This window comes from Actinoplanes sp. NPDC021490 (assembly GCF_055562135.1).
The window spans coordinates 291,890-309,822 of sequence record NZ_JBVHFW010000011.1; the positions used below are offsets into that span (position 1 = coordinate 291,890).

Annotated in this window: 14 protein-coding genes; 7 read left to right on the forward strand and 7 right to left on the reverse strand. The window is 70.1% G+C overall.

Annotated features, from left to right (window positions below; genetic code table 11):
- The first annotated feature begins 8 nt into the window (after nucleotides 1-8).
- Nucleotides 9-440 (forward strand): heat shock protein transcriptional repressor HspR, encoded by a 432-nt coding sequence (locus ACZ3I4_RS27970; protein ID WP_465384980.1) that lies wholly within the window; start codon nucleotides 9-11, stop codon nucleotides 438-440.
- Between the two features lie 114 nt (nucleotides 441-554).
- On the opposite strand, the gene ACZ3I4_RS27975 is transcribed toward ACZ3I4_RS27970, so the two are convergent.
- The 4 genes from ACZ3I4_RS27975 to ACZ3I4_RS27990 all read right to left on the reverse strand — a co-directional run bounded on the left by ACZ3I4_RS27975 (nucleotide 555) and on the right by ACZ3I4_RS27990 (nucleotide 4,141).
- Nucleotides 555-1,001, reverse strand: a complete 447-nt coding sequence (locus tag ACZ3I4_RS27975) for a hypothetical protein (RefSeq protein WP_465384981.1) — start codon at nucleotides 999-1,001, stop codon at nucleotides 555-557.
- Nucleotides 1,002-1,129: 128 nt separating this feature from the next.
- On the reverse strand, nucleotides 1,130-2,338 hold the full coding sequence (locus ACZ3I4_RS27980) for a cation:proton antiporter (protein WP_465384982.1): 1,209 nt from the start codon (nucleotides 2,336-2,338) through the stop codon (nucleotides 1,130-1,132).
- Between the two features lie 14 nt (nucleotides 2,339-2,352).
- Nucleotides 2,353-2,850 carry a cation:proton antiporter regulatory subunit gene (locus ACZ3I4_RS27985; protein ID WP_465384983.1) on the reverse strand — a complete coding sequence of 166 codons (498 nt, stop codon included), beginning with the start codon at nucleotides 2,848-2,850 and terminating at the stop codon, nucleotides 2,353-2,355.
- 49 nt (nucleotides 2,851-2,899) lie between these two features.
- Entirely contained in the window at nucleotides 2,900-4,141 is a 1,242-nt protein-coding gene (locus ACZ3I4_RS27990; protein ID WP_465384984.1) for a sugar efflux transporter, read from the reverse strand.
- Between the two features lie 161 nt (nucleotides 4,142-4,302).
- On the opposite strand from ACZ3I4_RS27990, the gene clpB reads away from it, so the two are divergent.
- The 6 genes from clpB to ACZ3I4_RS28020 all read left to right on the forward strand — a co-directional run bounded on the left by clpB (nucleotide 4,303) and on the right by ACZ3I4_RS28020 (nucleotide 12,622).
- Nucleotides 4,303-6,888, forward strand: a complete 2,586-nt coding sequence (clpB, locus tag ACZ3I4_RS27995; RefSeq protein WP_465384985.1) for an ATP-dependent chaperone ClpB — start codon at nucleotides 4,303-4,305, stop codon at nucleotides 6,886-6,888.
- 669 nt (nucleotides 6,889-7,557) lie between these two features.
- Nucleotides 7,558-8,406: a hypothetical protein gene (locus ACZ3I4_RS28000; protein WP_465384986.1), complete on the forward strand. Its 849-nt coding sequence runs from the start codon at nucleotides 7,558-7,560 to the stop codon at nucleotides 8,404-8,406.
- Between the two features lie 72 nt (nucleotides 8,407-8,478).
- A complete protein-coding gene (locus tag ACZ3I4_RS28005; protein ID WP_465384987.1) occupies nucleotides 8,479-9,915 on the forward strand; it encodes a hypothetical protein in 1,437 nt (478 codons plus the stop codon).
- 1,092 nt (nucleotides 9,916-11,007) lie between these two features.
- On the forward strand, nucleotides 11,008-11,403 hold the full coding sequence (locus ACZ3I4_RS28010) for a hypothetical protein (RefSeq protein WP_465384988.1): 396 nt from the start codon (nucleotides 11,008-11,010) through the stop codon (nucleotides 11,401-11,403).
- Nucleotides 11,404-11,460: 57 nt separating this feature from the next.
- A complete protein-coding gene (locus ACZ3I4_RS28015) occupies nucleotides 11,461-11,838 on the forward strand; it encodes an ArsR/SmtB family transcription factor (RefSeq protein ID WP_014440216.1) in 378 nt (125 codons plus the stop codon).
- Nucleotides 11,839-11,947: 109 nt separating this feature from the next.
- Nucleotides 11,948-12,622: a class II aldolase/adducin family protein gene (locus ACZ3I4_RS28020; RefSeq protein ID WP_465384989.1), complete on the forward strand. Its 675-nt coding sequence runs from the start codon at nucleotides 11,948-11,950 to the stop codon at nucleotides 12,620-12,622.
- A 484-nt stretch (nucleotides 12,623-13,106) separates the two neighbouring features.
- On the opposite strand, the gene ACZ3I4_RS28025 is transcribed toward ACZ3I4_RS28020, so the two are convergent.
- From ACZ3I4_RS28025 to ACZ3I4_RS28035, 3 genes are all read right to left on the reverse strand, one after another.
- The gene (locus ACZ3I4_RS28025; RefSeq protein ID WP_465384990.1) at nucleotides 13,107-13,922 is read right to left on the reverse strand and encodes a DedA family protein; all 816 of its coding nucleotides are present in this window, start codon (nucleotides 13,920-13,922) and stop codon (nucleotides 13,107-13,109) included.
- 85 nt (nucleotides 13,923-14,007) lie between these two features.
- On the reverse strand, nucleotides 14,008-16,497 hold the full coding sequence (locus ACZ3I4_RS28030) for a polynucleotide kinase-phosphatase (RefSeq protein ID WP_465384991.1): 2,490 nt from the start codon (nucleotides 16,495-16,497) through the stop codon (nucleotides 14,008-14,010).
- Nucleotides 16,494-17,864 carry a 3' terminal RNA ribose 2'-O-methyltransferase Hen1 gene (locus ACZ3I4_RS28035; protein ID WP_465384992.1) on the reverse strand — a complete coding sequence of 457 codons (1,371 nt, stop codon included), beginning with the start codon at nucleotides 17,862-17,864 and terminating at the stop codon, nucleotides 16,494-16,496. Before ACZ3I4_RS28035 ends, ACZ3I4_RS28030 begins: the two co-directional genes overlap by 4 nt.
- Between the last annotated feature and the right edge of the window lie 69 nt (nucleotides 17,865-17,933).

Below are 17,933 nucleotides of genomic sequence, written 5' to 3' on the forward strand. Positions count from 1 at the left end.
GAGGGAACATGCATGAAGAGATCAGCATCTCGGTCGAGCAGACCTCCGATGCGAAAGTCCTGATCATCTCGGTCGCGGCCCGCCTCGCCGGCATGCACCCGCAGACCCTCCGGCAGTACGACCGGCTCGGGCTGGTTCAGCCGGGCCGGGCCGGTGGCGGTGGGCGCCGCTACAGCGAGCGGGACGTGGCCCTGCTGCGTGAGGTGCAGAAACTCAGCCAGGAGGAAGGCGTCAACCTGGCCGGCATCAAGCGCATCATCGGCCTCGAGCAGCTGGTGGGCGACCTCCAGCAGCGGCTGGCCGAGCTCGAGCACGAGCTGTCCGAGGCGTACGCCCGGATCGCCCAGCTCGAAAGCCCGTACGGCCGACGTGACCTGGTGCGTCAGGAGCGCCCCTCGACCGCGCTGGTCGTCTGGCGTCCCCGCCGCGCTCCCCAGTAAGCGGCCGCGACAATGAGTTCGGGCTCCGAGCGCCGCCGGTGTGAACCGTCGTCGATCGAAGCCCGAACTGATCATCGCTGTCGTTTGCCTACCGCCGGTTGAACAGGCGTTTTGCTACCGCCGGTTGAACAAGCCCAGCCGCCGTGGGTGGCGCACCAGGCCGCCCTCGATCCAGTCCGAGTAGTCGAAGATCTCGGGGCGGCTCAACAGCACGCGGCAGTTGTGCGCCCAGATCGACATCGGCTCGTCGCCGATCTCCTCGGCCCGCTCGACGAACTTCTTGAGCCGGCGCTTGCGCTGACCGGTCGCGTTCTGCCGCACGCCGTCGGCGGCATAGATGTACATACAGTGCTGCGCGAACCGCCGCGCCGGACATTGACGATCCATGGCCAGCTCGAACAGGGTCGGCGCCAGCACATCACCGGAAATCAGAAGATCCCAATCAGGCGGCATGCCGCTCAGCGGCACCGCCTCGGGGTGGTAGGCCCATGCTTGAAGCTCCTCCGGCCGAGGATCGACCGGATTTGCGAACCCGTAGAAAGTCGACTCACGCACTGCCACGTCGCCGCCCGAGAAAATCCGATAACAGTCAGTTGTCGGGAGGGAACGGTAGCGCGAAGTCGATGTTCCGCGAAAGTGTCAAGGGCTCACAATCAGATACTGGCCAGTAGCTTAGTGCAGCCTGAGTGTCATTCCTCGGCCGCCAGGGGTCGCACCGGAGGCGGCAAGGGCGGCCGCCACCTGCGGATAAAGGTCTTGAACCACTCGTAATCGGGCAACCGGGCGAGCATCGGACCGGACACCACGGTGATCAACACGTACGCCGTCGCAAGCGGAGCAAGCCGGGGTTCGACCCCCGAGGCGACGGCCAGTCCGGCGATGACGATCGAGAACTCTCCGCGAGGCATGAGGGCCAGACCGGCGCGCAACCGGCCGGGCAGCGCGATGCCCACCCGCTTGGCCGCGAGATAACCGGTCAGCGCCTTGGTCAGCATCGTGACCACGGCCAGGCCCAGCGCCGGCAGCAGCACGGGCGGCATGGCGGCCGGATCGGTGGAGAGGCCGAAGAAGACGAAGAACACCGCGGCGAACAGGTCGCGCAGCGGCGACAGCATCTCGGTCGCGTGATGGGCCACCGGACCCGAGATCGCGATGCCGACCAGGAAGGCGCCGACCGCGGCCGAGACGTTCAGCTCCTCGGCGACGCCGGCCACGAACAGGGTCAGACCGAACACCCCGAGCAGCAGCGCCTCGGCGTCCCGGGCCGAGATGAGGGCGCTGATCTGCCGGCCGTAGCGGATGGCGACGACCAGGACGGCGAGCACGGTGACCACCGCGACGCCCAGAGCCTTGGCCCCGCTGATCAGCCCCACGCCGGCCAGCACCGCCGTGACCAGGGGCAGATAGAAGGCCATGGCCAGGTCCTCGATGACCAGCACCGAGAGGATCACCGGGGTTTCGCGGTTGCCGAGCCGGCCCAGGTCGCCCAGCACCTTGGCGATCACGCCCGAGGACGAGACCCAGGTGATGCCGGCCAGCACCAGGGCGGCCCGCCAGTCCCAGCCCATCGCGAAGGCGAAGGCGGCGCCGGGCAGCGCGTTCAACAGCGCGTCGATCACCCCGGCCGGGGCCGCGGCGCGCAGGTTGCTGACGAGCTCATCGGCCGAATACTCCAGGCCCAGCATGACCAGCAGCAGGATGACGCCGATGGCCGCGCCGATCTCGATGAACTCCTCGCTCGCCGAGAGCGGCACCAGGCCGCCGTGCCCGAACGCGAGCCCGGCCAGCAGATAGAGCGGGATGGGGGAGAGCCCGAAGCGGCGCCCGAGCCGCCCGAGCATGCCGAGCGCGAAGAGCAGCGCGCCGACCTCGATGAGAAGGAGCGTCGTTCCGTGCACTTACGTACCGAGGCCTAGTTGTCGGTGTCGCCGGCCAGGATGGCGGTGACGCCGTCCAGGCCCGAGCGGGTCCCCACCGCGACCACGACGTCGTTCGCCTCGAAGACGAACTCCGGCCCGGGCGAGGCGATCACCTCGCGATCGCGCATCACAGCCACGATCGAGGCGCCGGTGCGCGTGCGGGCGCGGGTGTCGCCCAGCTTGCGGCGCACGAACGGCGAGGTCGCGGGCAGGCCGATCTGCTCGGTGAGCAGCCCGGACGCCTGCTGCCGCAGCCCGGCCAGCTGGCCCAGCATGAGCGAGGCGCCGAGCACGTCGGCCAGCGCCTCGGCCTCGTCGTCGGTCAGCGGGATCGAGGCGAGGCACGAGTCGGGGTCGTCCACGTCGTAGAGCACCAGGTCACGACGGCCGTTGCGGTGCGAGACGACCCCGACCGTACGCCCCGAGGAAGTGACCAGGTCGTGGCGAACACCGATACCCGGCAGCGGAGTCTGTTCCACCCGTACACGCACGACAACCACGGTAACGCAAGGAAACGGCCGCCCCGCCTCGGCGATCGGTTCAGCGGCGCGTCGAGGGCGAACCCGCTCCGACGGCGACCGCGGCCTCGAGCGAGCCGGGCGTCCTGCGCGGCCGGGCCAGCAGGATCAGCGCGAGACCGAGCACGCAGAGGGCGAGATTGACCCCGTACGCGAGCCGGAAGCCGAAATGCTGGGCCAGGCCGAATGCCGGGGCGGCCAGCATCTGGCCGATCGGGAACGTGTTCGTGATCATCGTGGTGGCCCGTCCCGGATGGCGCGGCATCAGATCCTGCATGTACGTGATGCTCAGGCCGCCGACGGCCGCGATGAAGGCGGCGTTGAGCAGCTGGGCCGCGGCCAGCACCCAGACCGAGCCCGCCGCGGTCGCGATGGCCTGGTACGCGATCGCGCAGACCACCCCGGACAGGATCAGCGCGCGCAGCGGCAGGCGCGTGGACAGCGCGCCGAAACCGAGCATCAGCGGGATCTCGAGCGCGGCGCAGAGCCCCAGGATCAGTCCGGCGTCGCGCACCGAGCCGCCGAGGTCGTCGCTCACGAACAGCGGCATCGCCTGGACGCCCAGCACCATCGCGGTCTGCACGACGGTGAAGCCGGCCACGAGCAGCACGATCGTCCAGCGGCCGACCTCGGGCCCGGACGCCTCGACCCGCTCGGTGTGACCGGCGGGACGGCCCACCTCGGGCAGGAAGCGGAGCACGATCAGCGCGATCACCACGTACATGACCGCGGCCAGCCCGTACGTGTAGGTGAAGCCCCAGTCGGCCAGGATCAGCGCGGCCAGCGGCGGTCCGGCCACCCAGGCCACCGAGAAGAGAGTGCGCAGCGAGCTGATGCCCATGGCCGCCCGCTTCGGGTCGCCCTGCTCGAGCACCTGCCGGGCGTACGCGAAAGCCTGGGGGAAGAGGGTCCCGGCCAGCGCGGTCAACGTGACCGTGAGCGCGAACAGCAGCCAGTAGTCACGGACGAAGGCGGTCGCGGCGGCGCCCGCGAACCCGGCCAGCGCGCCGGTGATCAGCAGCTTGCGGCGGATCGGGCGACGGTCCGACACCCGGCCGACCAGCCACGACACGACGACCCCGGAGAGCGGCGCGACGACCAGGAACACGGTCGTCCGGACCGGGCCGGCGTGGATTGCGTCGCTGAGGAAGAGAGCGAGGTAGGGGCCGACGAACGAGGTGGAGATCCCGACCGCGACGAAGATCAGGGCGAGCGGGAGCAGGCGCCGCGACATGCTGCCGTGCGCCGCGGGTGGAACGGCCATGATTCGCTACGTTACGGGGCTTTCCGTGGTCATCGGGGGTGTCCGTGGCGACCGTCACGACCAGTTCAGCCCTCTGCGTTGTCGAGGTTGCGCCACCGGCATAGAGTTGAGTTGAGTACGCTCAAGTCTTCCGAGCAGGGGAGCACCGAGCAGGGGAGCAGATGAACGCCGAACGCTTGACCACCAAGAGCCGCGACGTCATCACGGGGGCGGTCGCCGACGCCGGTCGGCGCGGTCACGCCACCGTCGAGCCGTGGCACATGTTGCTTTCATTGCTGGACACGGGCGGCTCCACCGCGCCGGCGTTGCTGCGTGCGGTGGGGGCCAACCCCGCCGACGTACGCCGGGTCGCGCTGCGGGCCGTCGAGCAGCTGCCGTCCGCGCGTGGCGCCAGCACGGCCGAGCCCAGCCTCTCCCGCGAGTTCGTCAACGCGATCGGCGAGGCCGAGCTCATCGCCCAGCCGCTGCGCGACGAATACATCTCGACCGAGCACCTGCTGGCCGGCCTGGCCCGGGTCGGCGGCGCCGTGGGCAGCTCGCTCAAGGACGTCGGCGCCACCGAGGAGGCCCTGGTCGCCGCGTTCCCGCAGGTGCGCGGGGGTGAGCGGCGGGTGACCAACGCCGACCCCGAGCAGACCTACAAGGCGCTCGAGAAATACAGCGTCGACCTCACGGCGCTGGCCCGCGAGGGCAAGATCGACCCGGTGATCGGCCGGGACGCCGAAATCCGCCGCGTGGTGCAGGTGCTCTCCCGGCGCACCAAGAACAACCCGGTGCTGATCGGCGAGCCGGGCGTCGGCAAGACCGCGATCGTCGAGGGCCTGGCCCAGCGCATCGTGGCCGGCGACGTGCCCGAGACCCTGCGCGACAAGAAGCTGGTCTCGCTCGACCTGGGCGCGATGGTGGCCGGCGCGCAGTACCGGGGCCAGTTCGAGGAGCGGCTCAAGAGCGTGCTGGAGGAGATCCGCAACTCCAACGGCCAGGTCGTCACGTTCCTCGACGAGCTGCACACGGTCGTCGGCGCCGGCAAGGGCGAGGGCTCGATGGACGCCGGCAACATGCTCAAGCCGATGCTGGCCCGCGGCGAGCTGCGCATGGTCGGCGCGACCACGCTCGACGAATACCGCGAGCACATCGAGAAGGACCCGGCGCTCGAGCGGCGCTTCCAGCCGGTCGTGGTGGGTGAGCCGACGGTCGAGGACACCATCGGCATCCTGCGTGGGCTCAAGGGCCGTTACGAGGCGCACCACCGGGTGCAGATCACCGACGCCGCGCTGGTCGCCGCGGCCTCGCTCTCCGACCGCTACATCAGCGATCGGTTCCTGCCCGACAAGGCGATCGACCTGATCGACGAGGCCGCGTCCCGCCTCCGCATGGAGATCGACTCCCGGCCGGTCGAGCTCGACCAGCTCCAGCGCCAGGTCGACCGGATGCGCGTCGAGAAGCTGGCCCTCGAGAAGGAGACCGATCCGGCCTCCCGCGACCGGCTGGCCCGGATCGAGTTCGACCTGGCCAACCGGGAAGAGGAGCTCACCGCGCTGAACGCGCGGTGGGAGCGCGAGCGCGGCGGCCTCAACCGGGTCGGCGAGCTGAAGCAGAAGCTCGACGAGGCTCAGGCCGAGCTCGACCGCGCCCAGCGCGACACCGAGTGGGAAAAGGCGTCCCGCCTGCAGTACCAGGTGATCCCGGCGCTGGAGCGGGAGATCGAGAGCGCGGCCGCGGCGGAGGAGGAGAAGAGCGAGCCGCCGATGGTCAAGGAGGAGGTCGGCGCGGACGACATCGCCGAGGTGATCTCGTCGTGGACCGGCATCCCGGCCGGCCGGATGATGGAGGGCGAGACCACCAAGCTGCTGCGCATGGAGGAATCCCTGCGCGCCAAGGTGGTCGGTCAGACCGAGGCGGTCGCCGCGGTGGCCGGCGCCGTGCGGCGGGCCCGGGCCGGCATCGCCGACCCCGACCGGCCGACCGGCAGCTTCCTGTTCCTCGGCCCCACCGGCGTCGGCAAGACCGAGCTGGCCAAGGCGCTGGCGGGCTTCCTCTTCGACGACGAGCGGGCCATGGTCCGCATCGACATGAGCGAGTACGGCGAGAAGCACTCGGTCGCGCGGCTCGTCGGGGCGCCTCCCGGCTACGTCGGCTACGAGGAGGGCGGGCAGCTCACCGAGGCGGTGCGGCGCCGGCCGTACAGCGTCGTGCTGCTCGACGAGGTAGAGAAGGCCCACCCCGACGTCTTCGACGTGCTGCTTCAGGTGCTCGACGACGGGCGGCTGACCGACGGCCAGGGTCGTACGGTCGACTTCCGCAACGCGATCCTGGTGCTCACCTCGAACTTGGGCTCGCAGGCGGCCGACATCACGATGGGCGACGAGGAGCGGCGGGACGAGGTGCTCGCGGTCGTGCGGGCGCACTTCAAGCCCGAGTTCATCAACCGGCTCGACGACATGGTCGTGTTCCATGCGCTCACCCGGGACGACCTGGCCGCGATCGTCGACATCCAGCTCGGGCGGCTACGCACCCGGCTCGCCGACCGTCGTCTCACCCTCGAGGTGAGCCCGGCCGCGGTCGACTGGCTGGGGGAGCACGGGTACGACCCGATCTACGGCGCTCGCCCGCTGCGGCGGCTGGTGCAGTCGACGATCGGGGACTCGCTGGCCAAGGCGCTGCTGGGCGGTGAGATCCGGGACGGCGACACGGTCCGGGTCGACCTGGGCGACGCCAAGGACGGGCTGCGCGTTTCGCGCGGCTGACCCCGTACGGGAAAAGGCCCCGGGTTTGATCTCTCGATCGCCCGGGGCCCCTCGCGTGTTCAGTTGTATGGATTAAGTTGTGGCCGGCCGCTGCCGGTAGGCCTGGGTCATCAGGACGTCGGTGACATCCTGCTCTCCCTCGTCGGACCAGATCCGGATGCCGTCTCGGTGGAGCTGATATCGGACATCTTTGAATCGGGTCCTCGTGTCGTCATGGTGAACGACGGTCAGAGTGTCGGCGTGTGGCATGGGACTCACCGGTCCTTAACAGGTCTGGGGCCGCCGCGGTGTGGTCACGCGGCCGGCGTAACGGGACTTTCTCCCGGCTCGAACGGTCTGCCTCGGCTCTCATGGCGGGCGGGCGACTCGTGAATCGGGCAAGTGGCATCGCGGAAGATCGTTGCTGCCGCGTCGGTGCCACGGATGGAAGTGTAGGGACCACCTTCGACCCGTGTCGCCCCCTGAACGAGCGACCTATTTACGGATATTTCGGGCATCGCCGTCCGATGCTGCCATATATCGCTGGGCTGTGCGGCTCGGTCGCGCATATGGCGGCCGCCCGATACCGTGAATGGATCAAGATTTGGGGGCATTGCAAGATTTGGGGACATTGTGAGCTTTCCGAGCTACCCACCGGGTCCAGCGCGTACGCGCCCGACCGTCGTGACCGTGGCGGCCTACCTGCTGTACGGGGTGGCCGCGATCCAAGTGATCAACGCGCTCCTGACCTTCACCATCTCGAGCAGGCTGACCGACGCCGTCCGGGACGCGTACGCGGGCACCGAGGCCGAGGGCGCTGAATCGATCGTGAGCGTCGCCTTCATCGGCGGCGCGGTGATCAACCTGCTGCTCGGCATCGGGTTCGCCGTGCTCGGATACTTCGACTCGCGCGGCAAGAACGCGTCGCGGATCGTCACGTGGGTGATCGGAGGCATCTCGCTCTGCTGCCTCGGAGCCAACCTGGGCGGTACGGCGCTGGTGGGCAGCATGGACGCGGGTGGCACGACAACCGGGGCGCCGTCGCAGGACGAGGTGCAGCGGCGGATCGAGGCGGCCATGCCGTCCTGGTTCACACCGGCGACCACGACTCTGGCGGCCATCGGGCTGCTGGCCATTCTGGCTACGGTCATTCTGCTGGCGCTTCCGGCGGCCAATGAGTTCTTCCGCAAGCCCGCGGCCGCGGCCGCCTGGGATCCGTCGGTGCCTTATCCGCCCTATCCCTCTGGGCCTGGATATGGCGGTCCTCCGCCCGGGCCCGGCTACGGCGCTCCCGGTTACGGTCCCGGTCCCGGCTACGGTCCTGGTCCTGGTCCTGGTTACGGCCCTGGTCCTGGCTCCGGTCCTGGTTACGGTCCCGGGCCTGGCCCCGGGCAGCAGGGGCAGCCGGGGCAGCCCGCTCCCGGGCTGCCGCCCTATCCGGGGTCACCCGCGACTCCGCCGCCGGCTTCGGACCCGTTCGCCCCGCCGCCGGCCGGTGGGGAACAGCCGCCGCCGAAGCCTCCGACCGACCCGGCCTGACCGGGTTCGCACCCCGCTATCCGTTGCGCCCGGGTAGGTTCGGGCGCAACGGATCACCGCGGGGAGTCGTCGATGTCATACCCAGCAGTTCAGCCACCGCCGCCGGCGTCGGCCGTCGTCCCGTCGCCCGCGCCGTCCGGCCGCCCGCCGACGGTCGCGTTTGCCGCCGCCCTGCTCTGGCTGATGGCCGGCATCGGGCTGATCTACGCCATCGCGACCCTGGCCATCGTGCCCGGGACGATCAGCCGCTTCCGTGACGTCACCGGCAACACGCAGGCCTTCCAGCGCTTCGACGGCAACACCGACCCGGAGTATTACGTGGCCGTGGTCTGGCTGGGCGCCGCGATCGCGCTGGCCCTGGCGGTGATCGCCTTCGCGCTGTTCGTAGTGGTCGGGCTCTCCCTGCGCCGGGGCAGCAACGCGGCCCGCATCGCCACGCTGGTGTTCTGCGTGCTCGGCGTCCTGGGCGGCGCGGGCAGCGTGCTGACGCTGGCGGCCCAGCGAAGCGGCGACTCGGCCCCCTGGTCACTGGGCGCCCAGCTCTCGGAGGCGTACCCCGGCGGTTGGATCGGCACCAACGCCGCCCTGTCGGTGGCCCAGATGCTCGGCTACGCCCTGGTCGGAATCCTGATCCTGACCGCGCCGCGAGGCTTCTTCCGCCGGCCGGCCGCCTCCCATCCCGCTTTCGCGGGGCCGCAGCACTCCTCGGACATGTGGGGCAGCGCCCCCGGAATGGCTCAGCCGACGTCCGCTCAGGGTTTCGCGGGTGCGGGCCGGCCGGGATATCCCGCTCCGCCCGGACAACTGGTCGCGCCCGGTTCCGGGCACCCGTCGGGTCCCGGATATTCGGCTTCCGGTGAACCGGCTTCGGGCATCCCCGGGCCCGGTCACCCGGCTTCTGGTTATCCGGCGCCTGACCTCGCGGCCCCGGGCTATCCGGCGCCTGGCTATCCGGCTGCTTCTGGTTATCCGCCTCCGGGCTTCCAGGGGCCGGGCCAGCCGGGTCCGGGCTTCCAGACGCCCGGCCAACCAGGTCCGGGCTTCCAGGGGCCCGGCCAACCGGCAGCGGGCTATCCGGCTCAGGGCGGCTATCCGCCGCCTCCCGGCTATCCGCCCCCCGGCTATGCCCAGCCCCCGCGGGACGTTTCTCCCTACGCTCGTCCCGACGGCCATTCCCCGGACGCGCACTTCACCCCGTCGGCTCCGGCGGGCCAGCCGGTAGCGCCTCTGCCGGACCCCAATTCCCCGTACGCCCGGCCGGCGCAGACCCACCCCGACACGACGCCTCCTGGCCCGCACACGGCCTTCAACCCGGCGCCGCAGCATCCTCCGGCCGACCCCAACTCCCCGTACGCGCGGCCCGCTGACCCGGCCACCGCAGATTCTTCTTCCGCTTCGGTCGACTCGGCTCCGGTCACGCCCGAACCGACGACTAATGGCTCCGATCCGTCCGCGGCTGACCCTAATCAGACAACTTCGGCCGAGCCCCGTCCGCCCGCCTCTGCCTAGCGAGTGCTCCGCTCACCTCCGCCGAGGAGAGCGCCGGCTCTGGCGGCGGCGAGTAAGGCCGACGACCGTCAGCGGAACCCTGGCCGTCTCGGCTGAGCTGGAGCCCGCTCGCCTCGGTCTGGCGGGGCCGACCGCCTCGGTCTGGCGGGGCCGACCGCCTTGGTCTGGCGGGGGCCGACCGCCTTGGTCTGGCGGGGGCCGACCGCCTCGGTCTGGCGGGAGTCCGCTCAACTCGGTCTGCCGGAGTCGACCCCTCAACCCAAGGCGGCGCGCCTCCGCCTCGGGAGGGTGGCCGTCTCTGCCCTCGGGAGCCCGGTTGCCTCCGCCTGGCGGACCCTGACCACTTCGTAGGTGGATGCTGCCTGCTTGCCTGCGCGCGTGGGTGCCTGCTTGCCCGGCGCTGGCGGTGCTTCCTCGTCACCGTCTGGCGGGACCAACTGTCGGCGCCCCCAGGAGTTGGCCGCCTCTGCCTGGCGGGAGCCGGGCCGCTTCGCCGTGGAGCGCCGGCTCCGCGGCTGCGCAGGCCGACCTTGAGGCCCCGGCAGTCTTACTGACCGTGGCATCGAGACCCCCGAGTGGTCCACCGCCTGAGGCCGGCGTCAGAATCGACCGGCTGCCCTTGCCGGGTTGCGCCCGAGCGGGGTCTGTGGCGAGGGATGATGAGTTCCGGACACGGCGGGCTCCGGTTGTTACCGGCCAGTTACCCCTCATATTGATGGAGTGACCCCTCACATTGATGGGTATGGGTCACCCGAACGGGTAGCTTTGTTCTCCGGTGACGTCCCTCTATCGGCTGTCCGGATAGCGCGCCGGGGCCAGTTGGAGGGGGTTTTTCGCTAGATGGGTAAAGGTCCCATCGCACGATTCACAGGAGCTTCTCAGCACCTCGACCGGGTGATCTGTCGGGCACCCGGCATGTGACGCCGGACATAGGCGCTTTGAGCTGCATCGATGTTCCCGGCAACGGGCGAAAGGGACCGCCCGATCTGTAAGGTTTCTTTTTAGATTGACCCAATGCCGTGCGTCAATAGTTACGTTCCGCACCGCCGGGGCGAAAGGTTCCAGTTTCGTTCCAGCCAGTACGCTCGATACATGCAAGCACGCCACGACCTGCGTAAATTCATCACTGAATTGTCCGTCGCGCAGCGTGGCGCCGTGCTTTCATCGGGTCGTGAACTTTCGGTGCCGGGCCGCCCGGTCCGGGGGATCACGCGGGGTCGTTCGATGACGTCGCCAGGGCTGGTGCGGGCCTTGGTCGAAACGGATCAGCGACCCGAAAAAGATCGAGGAATTGACAATGTGGGGCGTCTCACTCCCGGGGCGGGGAGCGAGACCTCGACACGGATGGGCAGCGACCAGACGGCGGCTGAGGCGTTGCAGGAGGCAGAGACCGAAGTCGGTACGGCGGTATCGGTGGGTTCGAGGGCTCGGGTTGCCGGCCACTCCGGACCGGCCGACCCGGTGATCGACGTCGGCCTTACGGCCTGAAAGTTAGCCGGTTCGTTCCTGCGCACATGCAGGAGAATCGATGCAGTTGGTGGAAGGATGGAGATCGTGGGAACTGCGTTGGCGGAAATGACAATGCCTCAGATCTCGCCGCTAGCCGGCGAGCCAATTGAACGTGCCGACGCCGAGCGTCTGGCGGGTGTGCTTAAGGCACTCGCCGACCCGGCAAGGCTGCGGCTTCTCAGCCTTATTCAGTCCGCGACGGACGGTGAGGCCTGCGTCTGCGACCTGACCGCTCCGCTCGGGCTGTCTCAGCCGACGGTGAGTCATCACCTTCGGATCTTGACGGAGGCCGGTCTGCTCGAGCGGGAGAAGAGGGGCGTGTGGGCGTATTACCGTCTCGTGCCCACCGCAATCGCGACGATCGCGGACCTGTTGACCCCGCCTCGCAAGCGGGCCACCAAGAAGGCGCGCTGACCGCTTCGCAGGGAATCGCCTGGCGTCACCGGCATCACGTGGGGCGTGACGCCAGGCAGCAGACCCTCTCCACCTCCAGTCCACCCCCAGGGACCTTCAGGAGTAGCGGGTGAATTACGTCCACGGCGATCTGCGCGACCAGCTCGCGTTCGTGGGTTTCGATGTGGTCCAGGCCGGCCTGGTCGCCGGATCCGGTGGGAACCTTTCCGCCCGGATCCCCGACGAGGACGCCGCCTGGGTCACCGGCAGCGGATCGTGGCTCGGCCGGTTGAGCCGGACCGCATTCGCCGCCGTACGGATCTCGGACGGCTCGCCCGCGACGGTCGGCAGCCTGCCGCCGCCCGCGATCGAGCCGACCAGCGAACTGGCGTTGCACCTGGCGTTGTATCGGGCCCGTCCCGATGTCAATGCCGTCATCCACCTGCATCCGCAGACCGCACTCCTGCTCGATGCGCTGGGTGAGCACATTCGGATCGTCACCACCGACCACGCGTACTACCTGCGCCGGGTCTCGACGGTTCCGTTCCGGTTGCCCGGGACGACGGAACTGGCGGCGTTGACCGCCGCGATGGCCGCCGATGGCACCGACTGTCTCGTGCTGAGTCAGCACGGGTGCGTGGTGCTCGGCGACTCGATCGAGATCGCGCACAAGCGGGCGCGCAACCTCGAGGAAGCAGCGGAACTCACTTACCGGGCGCTCTCCGCGGGCCGTCTGGAAAACCTCCGCGACTGCCCCGAGCAGTTCCTCGGCCGCTTGTACGGCTCCGCAGCCGTCACCGTTTAGCCGCAAGCTCGCTGCCCCGCCCCCGACGGGCACGAGCCGACCAAGCCGGTCCCGATCCGATGGGTACGAGCCGGCCGAGCTGGTGCGGGCCCGATGGGCTCGAGCCAACCGAGCCGGTCCCGACCCGACGGGTACGAGCCGGCCGAGCCGGTCCGGGCCCGATGGGCTCGAGCCAACAGAACCGGTCCGGGCCCGCCCCCGGACCGCCGAGACACATCCCCACCAACGGCCATCAGGCCCACAAACACCGACGCCCGGCCGACCCATCAAGGGTTGGCCGGGCGTTCGTGCGTTGAGAGGGACCCGGCAGCAGGCGGGAGGGTCATTGAGTGAGACCCGGCGGCAGGCGGGAGGGTCGTTGAGCGAGACCCGGCAGCAGGCGGGAGGTCGCTGAGCGGGGCCCGGCAACAGGCGGGAGAGTCGTTGAGAGGGGCCCGGCAGCAGTCCGGGAGGTTGAGAGAGGACCCGGCAGCAGACCGGGGGATCAGTGGCGGCGGTGCGAGCGGGGGGTGCGGTCGTCGTCGTCATCCTCGTTGCGGGCCGCCTCGACCAGGCCGGCGATGCTGGCCGCGGCCACGACGCCGATCGCGGCGGCCGGCTCGGGCGGCGCGGCCGGGCCGGCCGTCTTCTTGTGCCGGCGTTCGCGCAGCACCTCGATGATGATGGGCAGGAGCGAGATCAGCACGATCAGCGCGACCACCGGCAGGATGTACCGGTCGATGTGGTCGCCGATGAGGTCGTAGATCTGCTGCGCCAGCACGCGCCCGACGATGATGATGCCGTCGGTCCACAGGATGGCGCCGACCACGTTCCACACGAAGAACTTGCGCGCCGGCATGCCGAGCGTGCCCGCCACCGGGTTGAGGAAGGTGCGCACGATCGGGATGAAGCGCGCCAGCACCACGGCCTTGGCCGGGCCGAACTTCTCGAAGTAGTACTCGGCCTTCTCGACGTACTCCTTCTTGAAGAGCTTCGACTCCGGCTTGTCGAACATGCGCGTGCCGTAGCGAGCGCCCAGCCAGTGACCGAGCTGGGCGCCCAGGATCGCGCAGACCGGGGCGCCGATCAGCAAGCCCACGAACGAGAGTTGGGTGCCCTGGCCGAAGATCGAGTCGGCCACCGGAGAGGCCGCGACACCGGCGAGGAACAGGAGTGAGTCGCCCGGGAAGAAGAACCCGATCAGCAGGCCCGTCTCCGCGAACATGATCACCCAGACCCCGATGAGGCCGAAGGTGTGCAGCAGATCCTTCGGATCCATGGGGTTGAAGGCGAGGTTCTCGCCGAGCGCGCGGATGTCCACGAGGAGTCAGGGTACCGCCAGTTACCTAAGCCTTTCGTGTCTGAATGTTGTGAGAGAGCTTTCCGGCCATTCGGATGAGGGCGACCTAGAGACGCGGGTCGACCGGCTCCGACTCGGTGGCCAGGATCGCGAACACCACCTCGTGGATGCGCCACAGCGGCGCCCCCTCGGCGAGCCGGTCGAGCGCGGCCAGCCCCATCCCGTGCTCGCGCAGCGCCATGTTGCGCTTGCGCCCGAGGTTGCGACGGCGCAGCCGGTCGAGCTGCTCGGGCCGGGTGTACTCCGGGCCGTAGATGATCCGCAGGTATTCCCGGCCGCGGCACTTGACCCCGGGCTGGATCAGCCGACCCTTGGCGCTCGTCGCCTTGAGCCCGGTCCAAGGCTTGACCACCATGCCCTCGCCGCCGGTCGCGGTCAGCTCGAGCCACCACTCGGTTGCGGCCGTCTCGGACGCCGGGTCACCCAGGTCGACGATCATGCGCCGGGTCGGGGTGAACAGCGCCGGCTCGGTCGCGACGAGGCGGTCGGCCAGAGCCAGATGCCAGCCGTGGTCGCGGTCCGCGTACGAGACCCCGGCCCCGGCCAGCACGGCGAACGGGGCGAGCGTGACCCCGTCGAGCCCGTCGGTCGGCTTCACGTACGCCCGGTACGCCGCCGAGTAGCCGTCGATCTCGGCCGACCGCAGCGACAGCCGGTCGCGCAGCTCCGCCACGTCGAACCCCCGCGCGGCGACCCGGTCGACGACGTCGAGCGCGGCCGGCAACGCGGCCCGTCCGGCGGCGCCGACTCCCGCATACCGGTCGCGGATCAGCCCGGCGGCCTTGGCCGACCAGGGCAGCAGCTCCGCGTCGATCAGCAGCCAGTCGGTCGCGAGGTCGTCGAAGAGCCCCGAGCAGGCGGCGCGCACCCGGGCCAGCAGCGGCCCGTCGAGTTCGGGTCCGAAGAACGGCCTGCCCGTACGGGTCCAGATCGCGTCCCCGTCGCCGGAGCGCGAGACCCGGACGACCGCCCGCGAGCCCATGTGCTTTTCCTCGCACACGACCCGGGTCACGCCGGCCGAACGCATGTCGTCGAACGCCGTCGCCGGATGTTCGAGATAGCCCTCCAGCGTCGACGTCGAGCACGGGGCCATGGTCGGCGGCAGCCACACCAGCGTGGCCGGGTCGAGCGCGAACCGGCTCATCACCTCGAGCGCGGCGGCCGAGTTCTCCGCGGCCACGGTGACCTGCCCATAGCCGTAATCCAGGTGCCGGCGTCCGGTGACGTCGGAAATGTCCAGTTCGGAATCGGGGCGCGGGGCCGGGGCCAGCGGGCGTACCGGCTCGTAGTACTCCCGGGCCGCCGGCACCGACACCAGCTCGCGCGACGGCCAGCGCAGCGCCGTCAGCGAGCCACCGAAGACACAGCCGGTGTCGAGACAGATCGTGTTGTTGATCCACTCTGGCTTCGGTGTCGGGACATGGCCGTAGACCACGGCGGCCGAACCGCGGTAGTCACGAGCCCACGGGTAGCGCACCGGCAGCCCGTACTCGTCGGTCTCGCCGGTCGTCTCCCCGTAGAGCGCGAAGCTGCGCACCCGCCCCGAGGCCCGCCCGTGGTACGCCTCCTTGAGCCCGGCGTGCGCCACCACGAGGTTGCCGCCGTCGAGCACGTAGTGGCTGACCAGGCCCTCGATGAACGCCCGGGCCGAGGCCACGAACTCCGGAGTCTCGGACTCCAGCTGCTCGAGGGTCTCGGGCAGCCCATGGGTGAGCTGCACGTTGCGCCCGTTGAGCTTGCGGGCCAGCTTCTGCTCGTGGTTGCCCGGCACGCACAGCGCGTTCCCGCTCGCGACCATGCCCATCACCAGCCGCAGCACACCCGGGGAGTCGGGCCCACGGTCGACCAGGTCGCCCACGAAGACGGCCTGCCGCCCACCCGGGTGCACGGCGTCGACCGGGCGCGACCCGGCATCGCGTACGAGGGCATAGCCCAGCCGCTCGAGCAGGGTCTCGAGCTCGGCCCGGCAGCCGTGCACGTCGCCGATGATGTCGAACGGGCCGGTCAGCTCGCGCTTGTCGTTGAACAGCCGCTCGTACCGGATCTCGGTGGCCGCGATCGCCTCGGGCCCGCGCAGCACGTGCACCTTGCGGAAGCCCTCACGGGCCAGCGATCCCAGGGATCGTCGCAGGTCACGATGCATGCGGGTGATCACCGGGCGGCCGAAGTCACGGTCGGCCCGCGCCTCGGTGCGTTCCCAGGCCAGGGCCTCGGGCACGTCGAGGACGATGGCCACCGGCAGCACGTCGTGCTCGCGGGCGACCCGCACCAGCTCGGCCCGGCCGTGCGGCTGCAGGTTGGTCGCGTCGACCACGGTGAGACGACCCGCGGCGAGGCGCTTGCCCGCGATGTAGTGCAGCGCGTCGAAGGCGTCGGCCGAGGCGGACTGGTCGTTCTCGTCGTCGGCGATCAGGCCGCGGAAGAAGTCGGACGAGAGCACCTGGGTCGGCCGGAAATGCGTACGGGCGAACGTCGATTTGCCCGAACCGGAAATGCCGACCAGGGCGACGAGCGCGAGCTCCGGAATCTCGATCATGTGGCGGACACCTCCGTCGTGAAGAGTGCGAGCTGGGTGGGGGAGCCGGTGACCTCGTCGACCTCACCGACCGGACGCAGGGACACCGCATAGCCGTACGTCGAAGCGACCCGGGCCGCCCAGTCGGCGAACTCGGCCCGGGTCCACTCGAAGCGGTGATCGGAGTGACGCATGCCGGTCAGGCCCTCGTAGTTGACGTTGTATTCCGCGTTGGGCGTGGTCACGACGACGGAGGCGGGGCGCGCGTGGCCGAACACGCTGGACTCGAGCGCGGGCAGCCGTGGCGGGTCGACGTGCTCGATGACCTCCATGAGCACGGCCGCGTCATAGCCGCGCAGCCGGTCGTCGCGATAGGTCAGCGCGGACTGCCAGAGCCTGAGCCGGGCCCGCTGCCGTTCGGGTATGCGGTCGAGCCGCAGCTTGCGCGCCGCGATCTCGAGCGCCCGGGCCGACACGTCGGTGCCGACGATCTCGGTGTAGCGCTTGTCTTTGAGCAGGGCGGTGAGCAGCGCGCCGCCACCGCAGCCGAGGTCGAGCACCCGGTTGGCGCCGGCCTCGGTCAGGGCGGCCAGCACCGCGTCGCGCCGCTGCTCAGCGAGCGACTGCCGCCGCGCGACGGGAAGCTCAGCATCTTCCTCGGCCGGCGGCTCCTCGGCGTCCTCCCCCTCGAGCTGCTGCAGGGCCGTGGTGGTCAGGGACCGCTTGTGGGCCAGATAGCGCCGGGCGATCAGCACCTTGTCGGGGTGACCGGCGAGCCACCCCGCACCCGAGCGCAGCAGCTTCTCGATCTCGTCGGGCGCCACCCAGTAGTGCTTGGCGTCGTCGAGCACGGGCAGCAGCACGTACAGGTGGTTGAGGGCCGCGGAGAGCGTGAGGTCGCCACTCAGCTCGAGGTCGACATAGCGGCTGTCGCCACCGAGGGCGGGCTCGAGCGGGATCGGGGTGGCCGTGACGGCCCAGCCGAGCGGCTGGAACAGCTGCGCGGCCAGCGAGGCCGAGCCGCGCAGCACCGGCACGCGGATCTGCAGCGGCAGCGGAGTGGCAGCCAGCTCGGGGCGATCCTTGGAAGCCCCGCGCAGCGCGCTGCGGAACACCTTGGCCAGCGCGCCGGCAAGCAGACTGGACGCGGCGTAGGGCCGGTCGTTGACGAACTGGCCCAGCTCGAACGCGTCCTGCCGGCCCCGCAACCGCTGCGGATCGACGTCGAGCAGCAGCGCCGCCGTGCATCGGTCCTCGGTCGCCTCGGGATACATCACATAGGCCGTGCCGGTGGGCACGTCGAACGAGTGCACCCGGTCGGGATGCTTGACCAGCAGGTAACCGAGGTCGGTAGCCGGCCGGCGCGTGGTCGTCAGGGTGAGCAGCACGCCCTAGATGATGGGCGCTCGTCCCGATCTTGGGCGACCTATTTGCCGTCCTGTGGACAACTCCGGTTC

Coding starts and splice junctions, on each gene's coding strand:
- clpB (WP_465384985.1), top strand. CDS start 4,303: ATGAACGCCGAACGCTTGACCACCAAGAGCCGCGACGTCATCACGGGG.
- ACZ3I4_RS27970 (WP_465384980.1), top strand. CDS start 9: ATGCATGAAGAGATCAGCATCTCGGTCGAGCAGACCTCCGATGCGAAA.
- ACZ3I4_RS28015 (WP_014440216.1), top strand. CDS start 11,461: ATGGAGATCGTGGGAACTGCGTTGGCGGAAATGACAATGCCTCAGATC.
- ACZ3I4_RS28010 (WP_465384988.1), top strand. CDS start 11,008: ATGCAAGCACGCCACGACCTGCGTAAATTCATCACTGAATTGTCCGTC.
- ACZ3I4_RS28030 (WP_465384991.1), bottom strand. CDS start 16,497: ATGATCGAGATTCCGGAGCTCGCGCTCGTCGCCCTGGTCGGCATTTCC.
- ACZ3I4_RS27990 (WP_465384984.1), bottom strand. CDS start 4,141: ATGGCCGTTCCACCCGCGGCGCACGGCAGCATGTCGCGGCGCCTGCTC.
- ACZ3I4_RS28005 (WP_465384987.1), top strand. CDS start 8,479: ATGTCATACCCAGCAGTTCAGCCACCGCCGCCGGCGTCGGCCGTCGTC.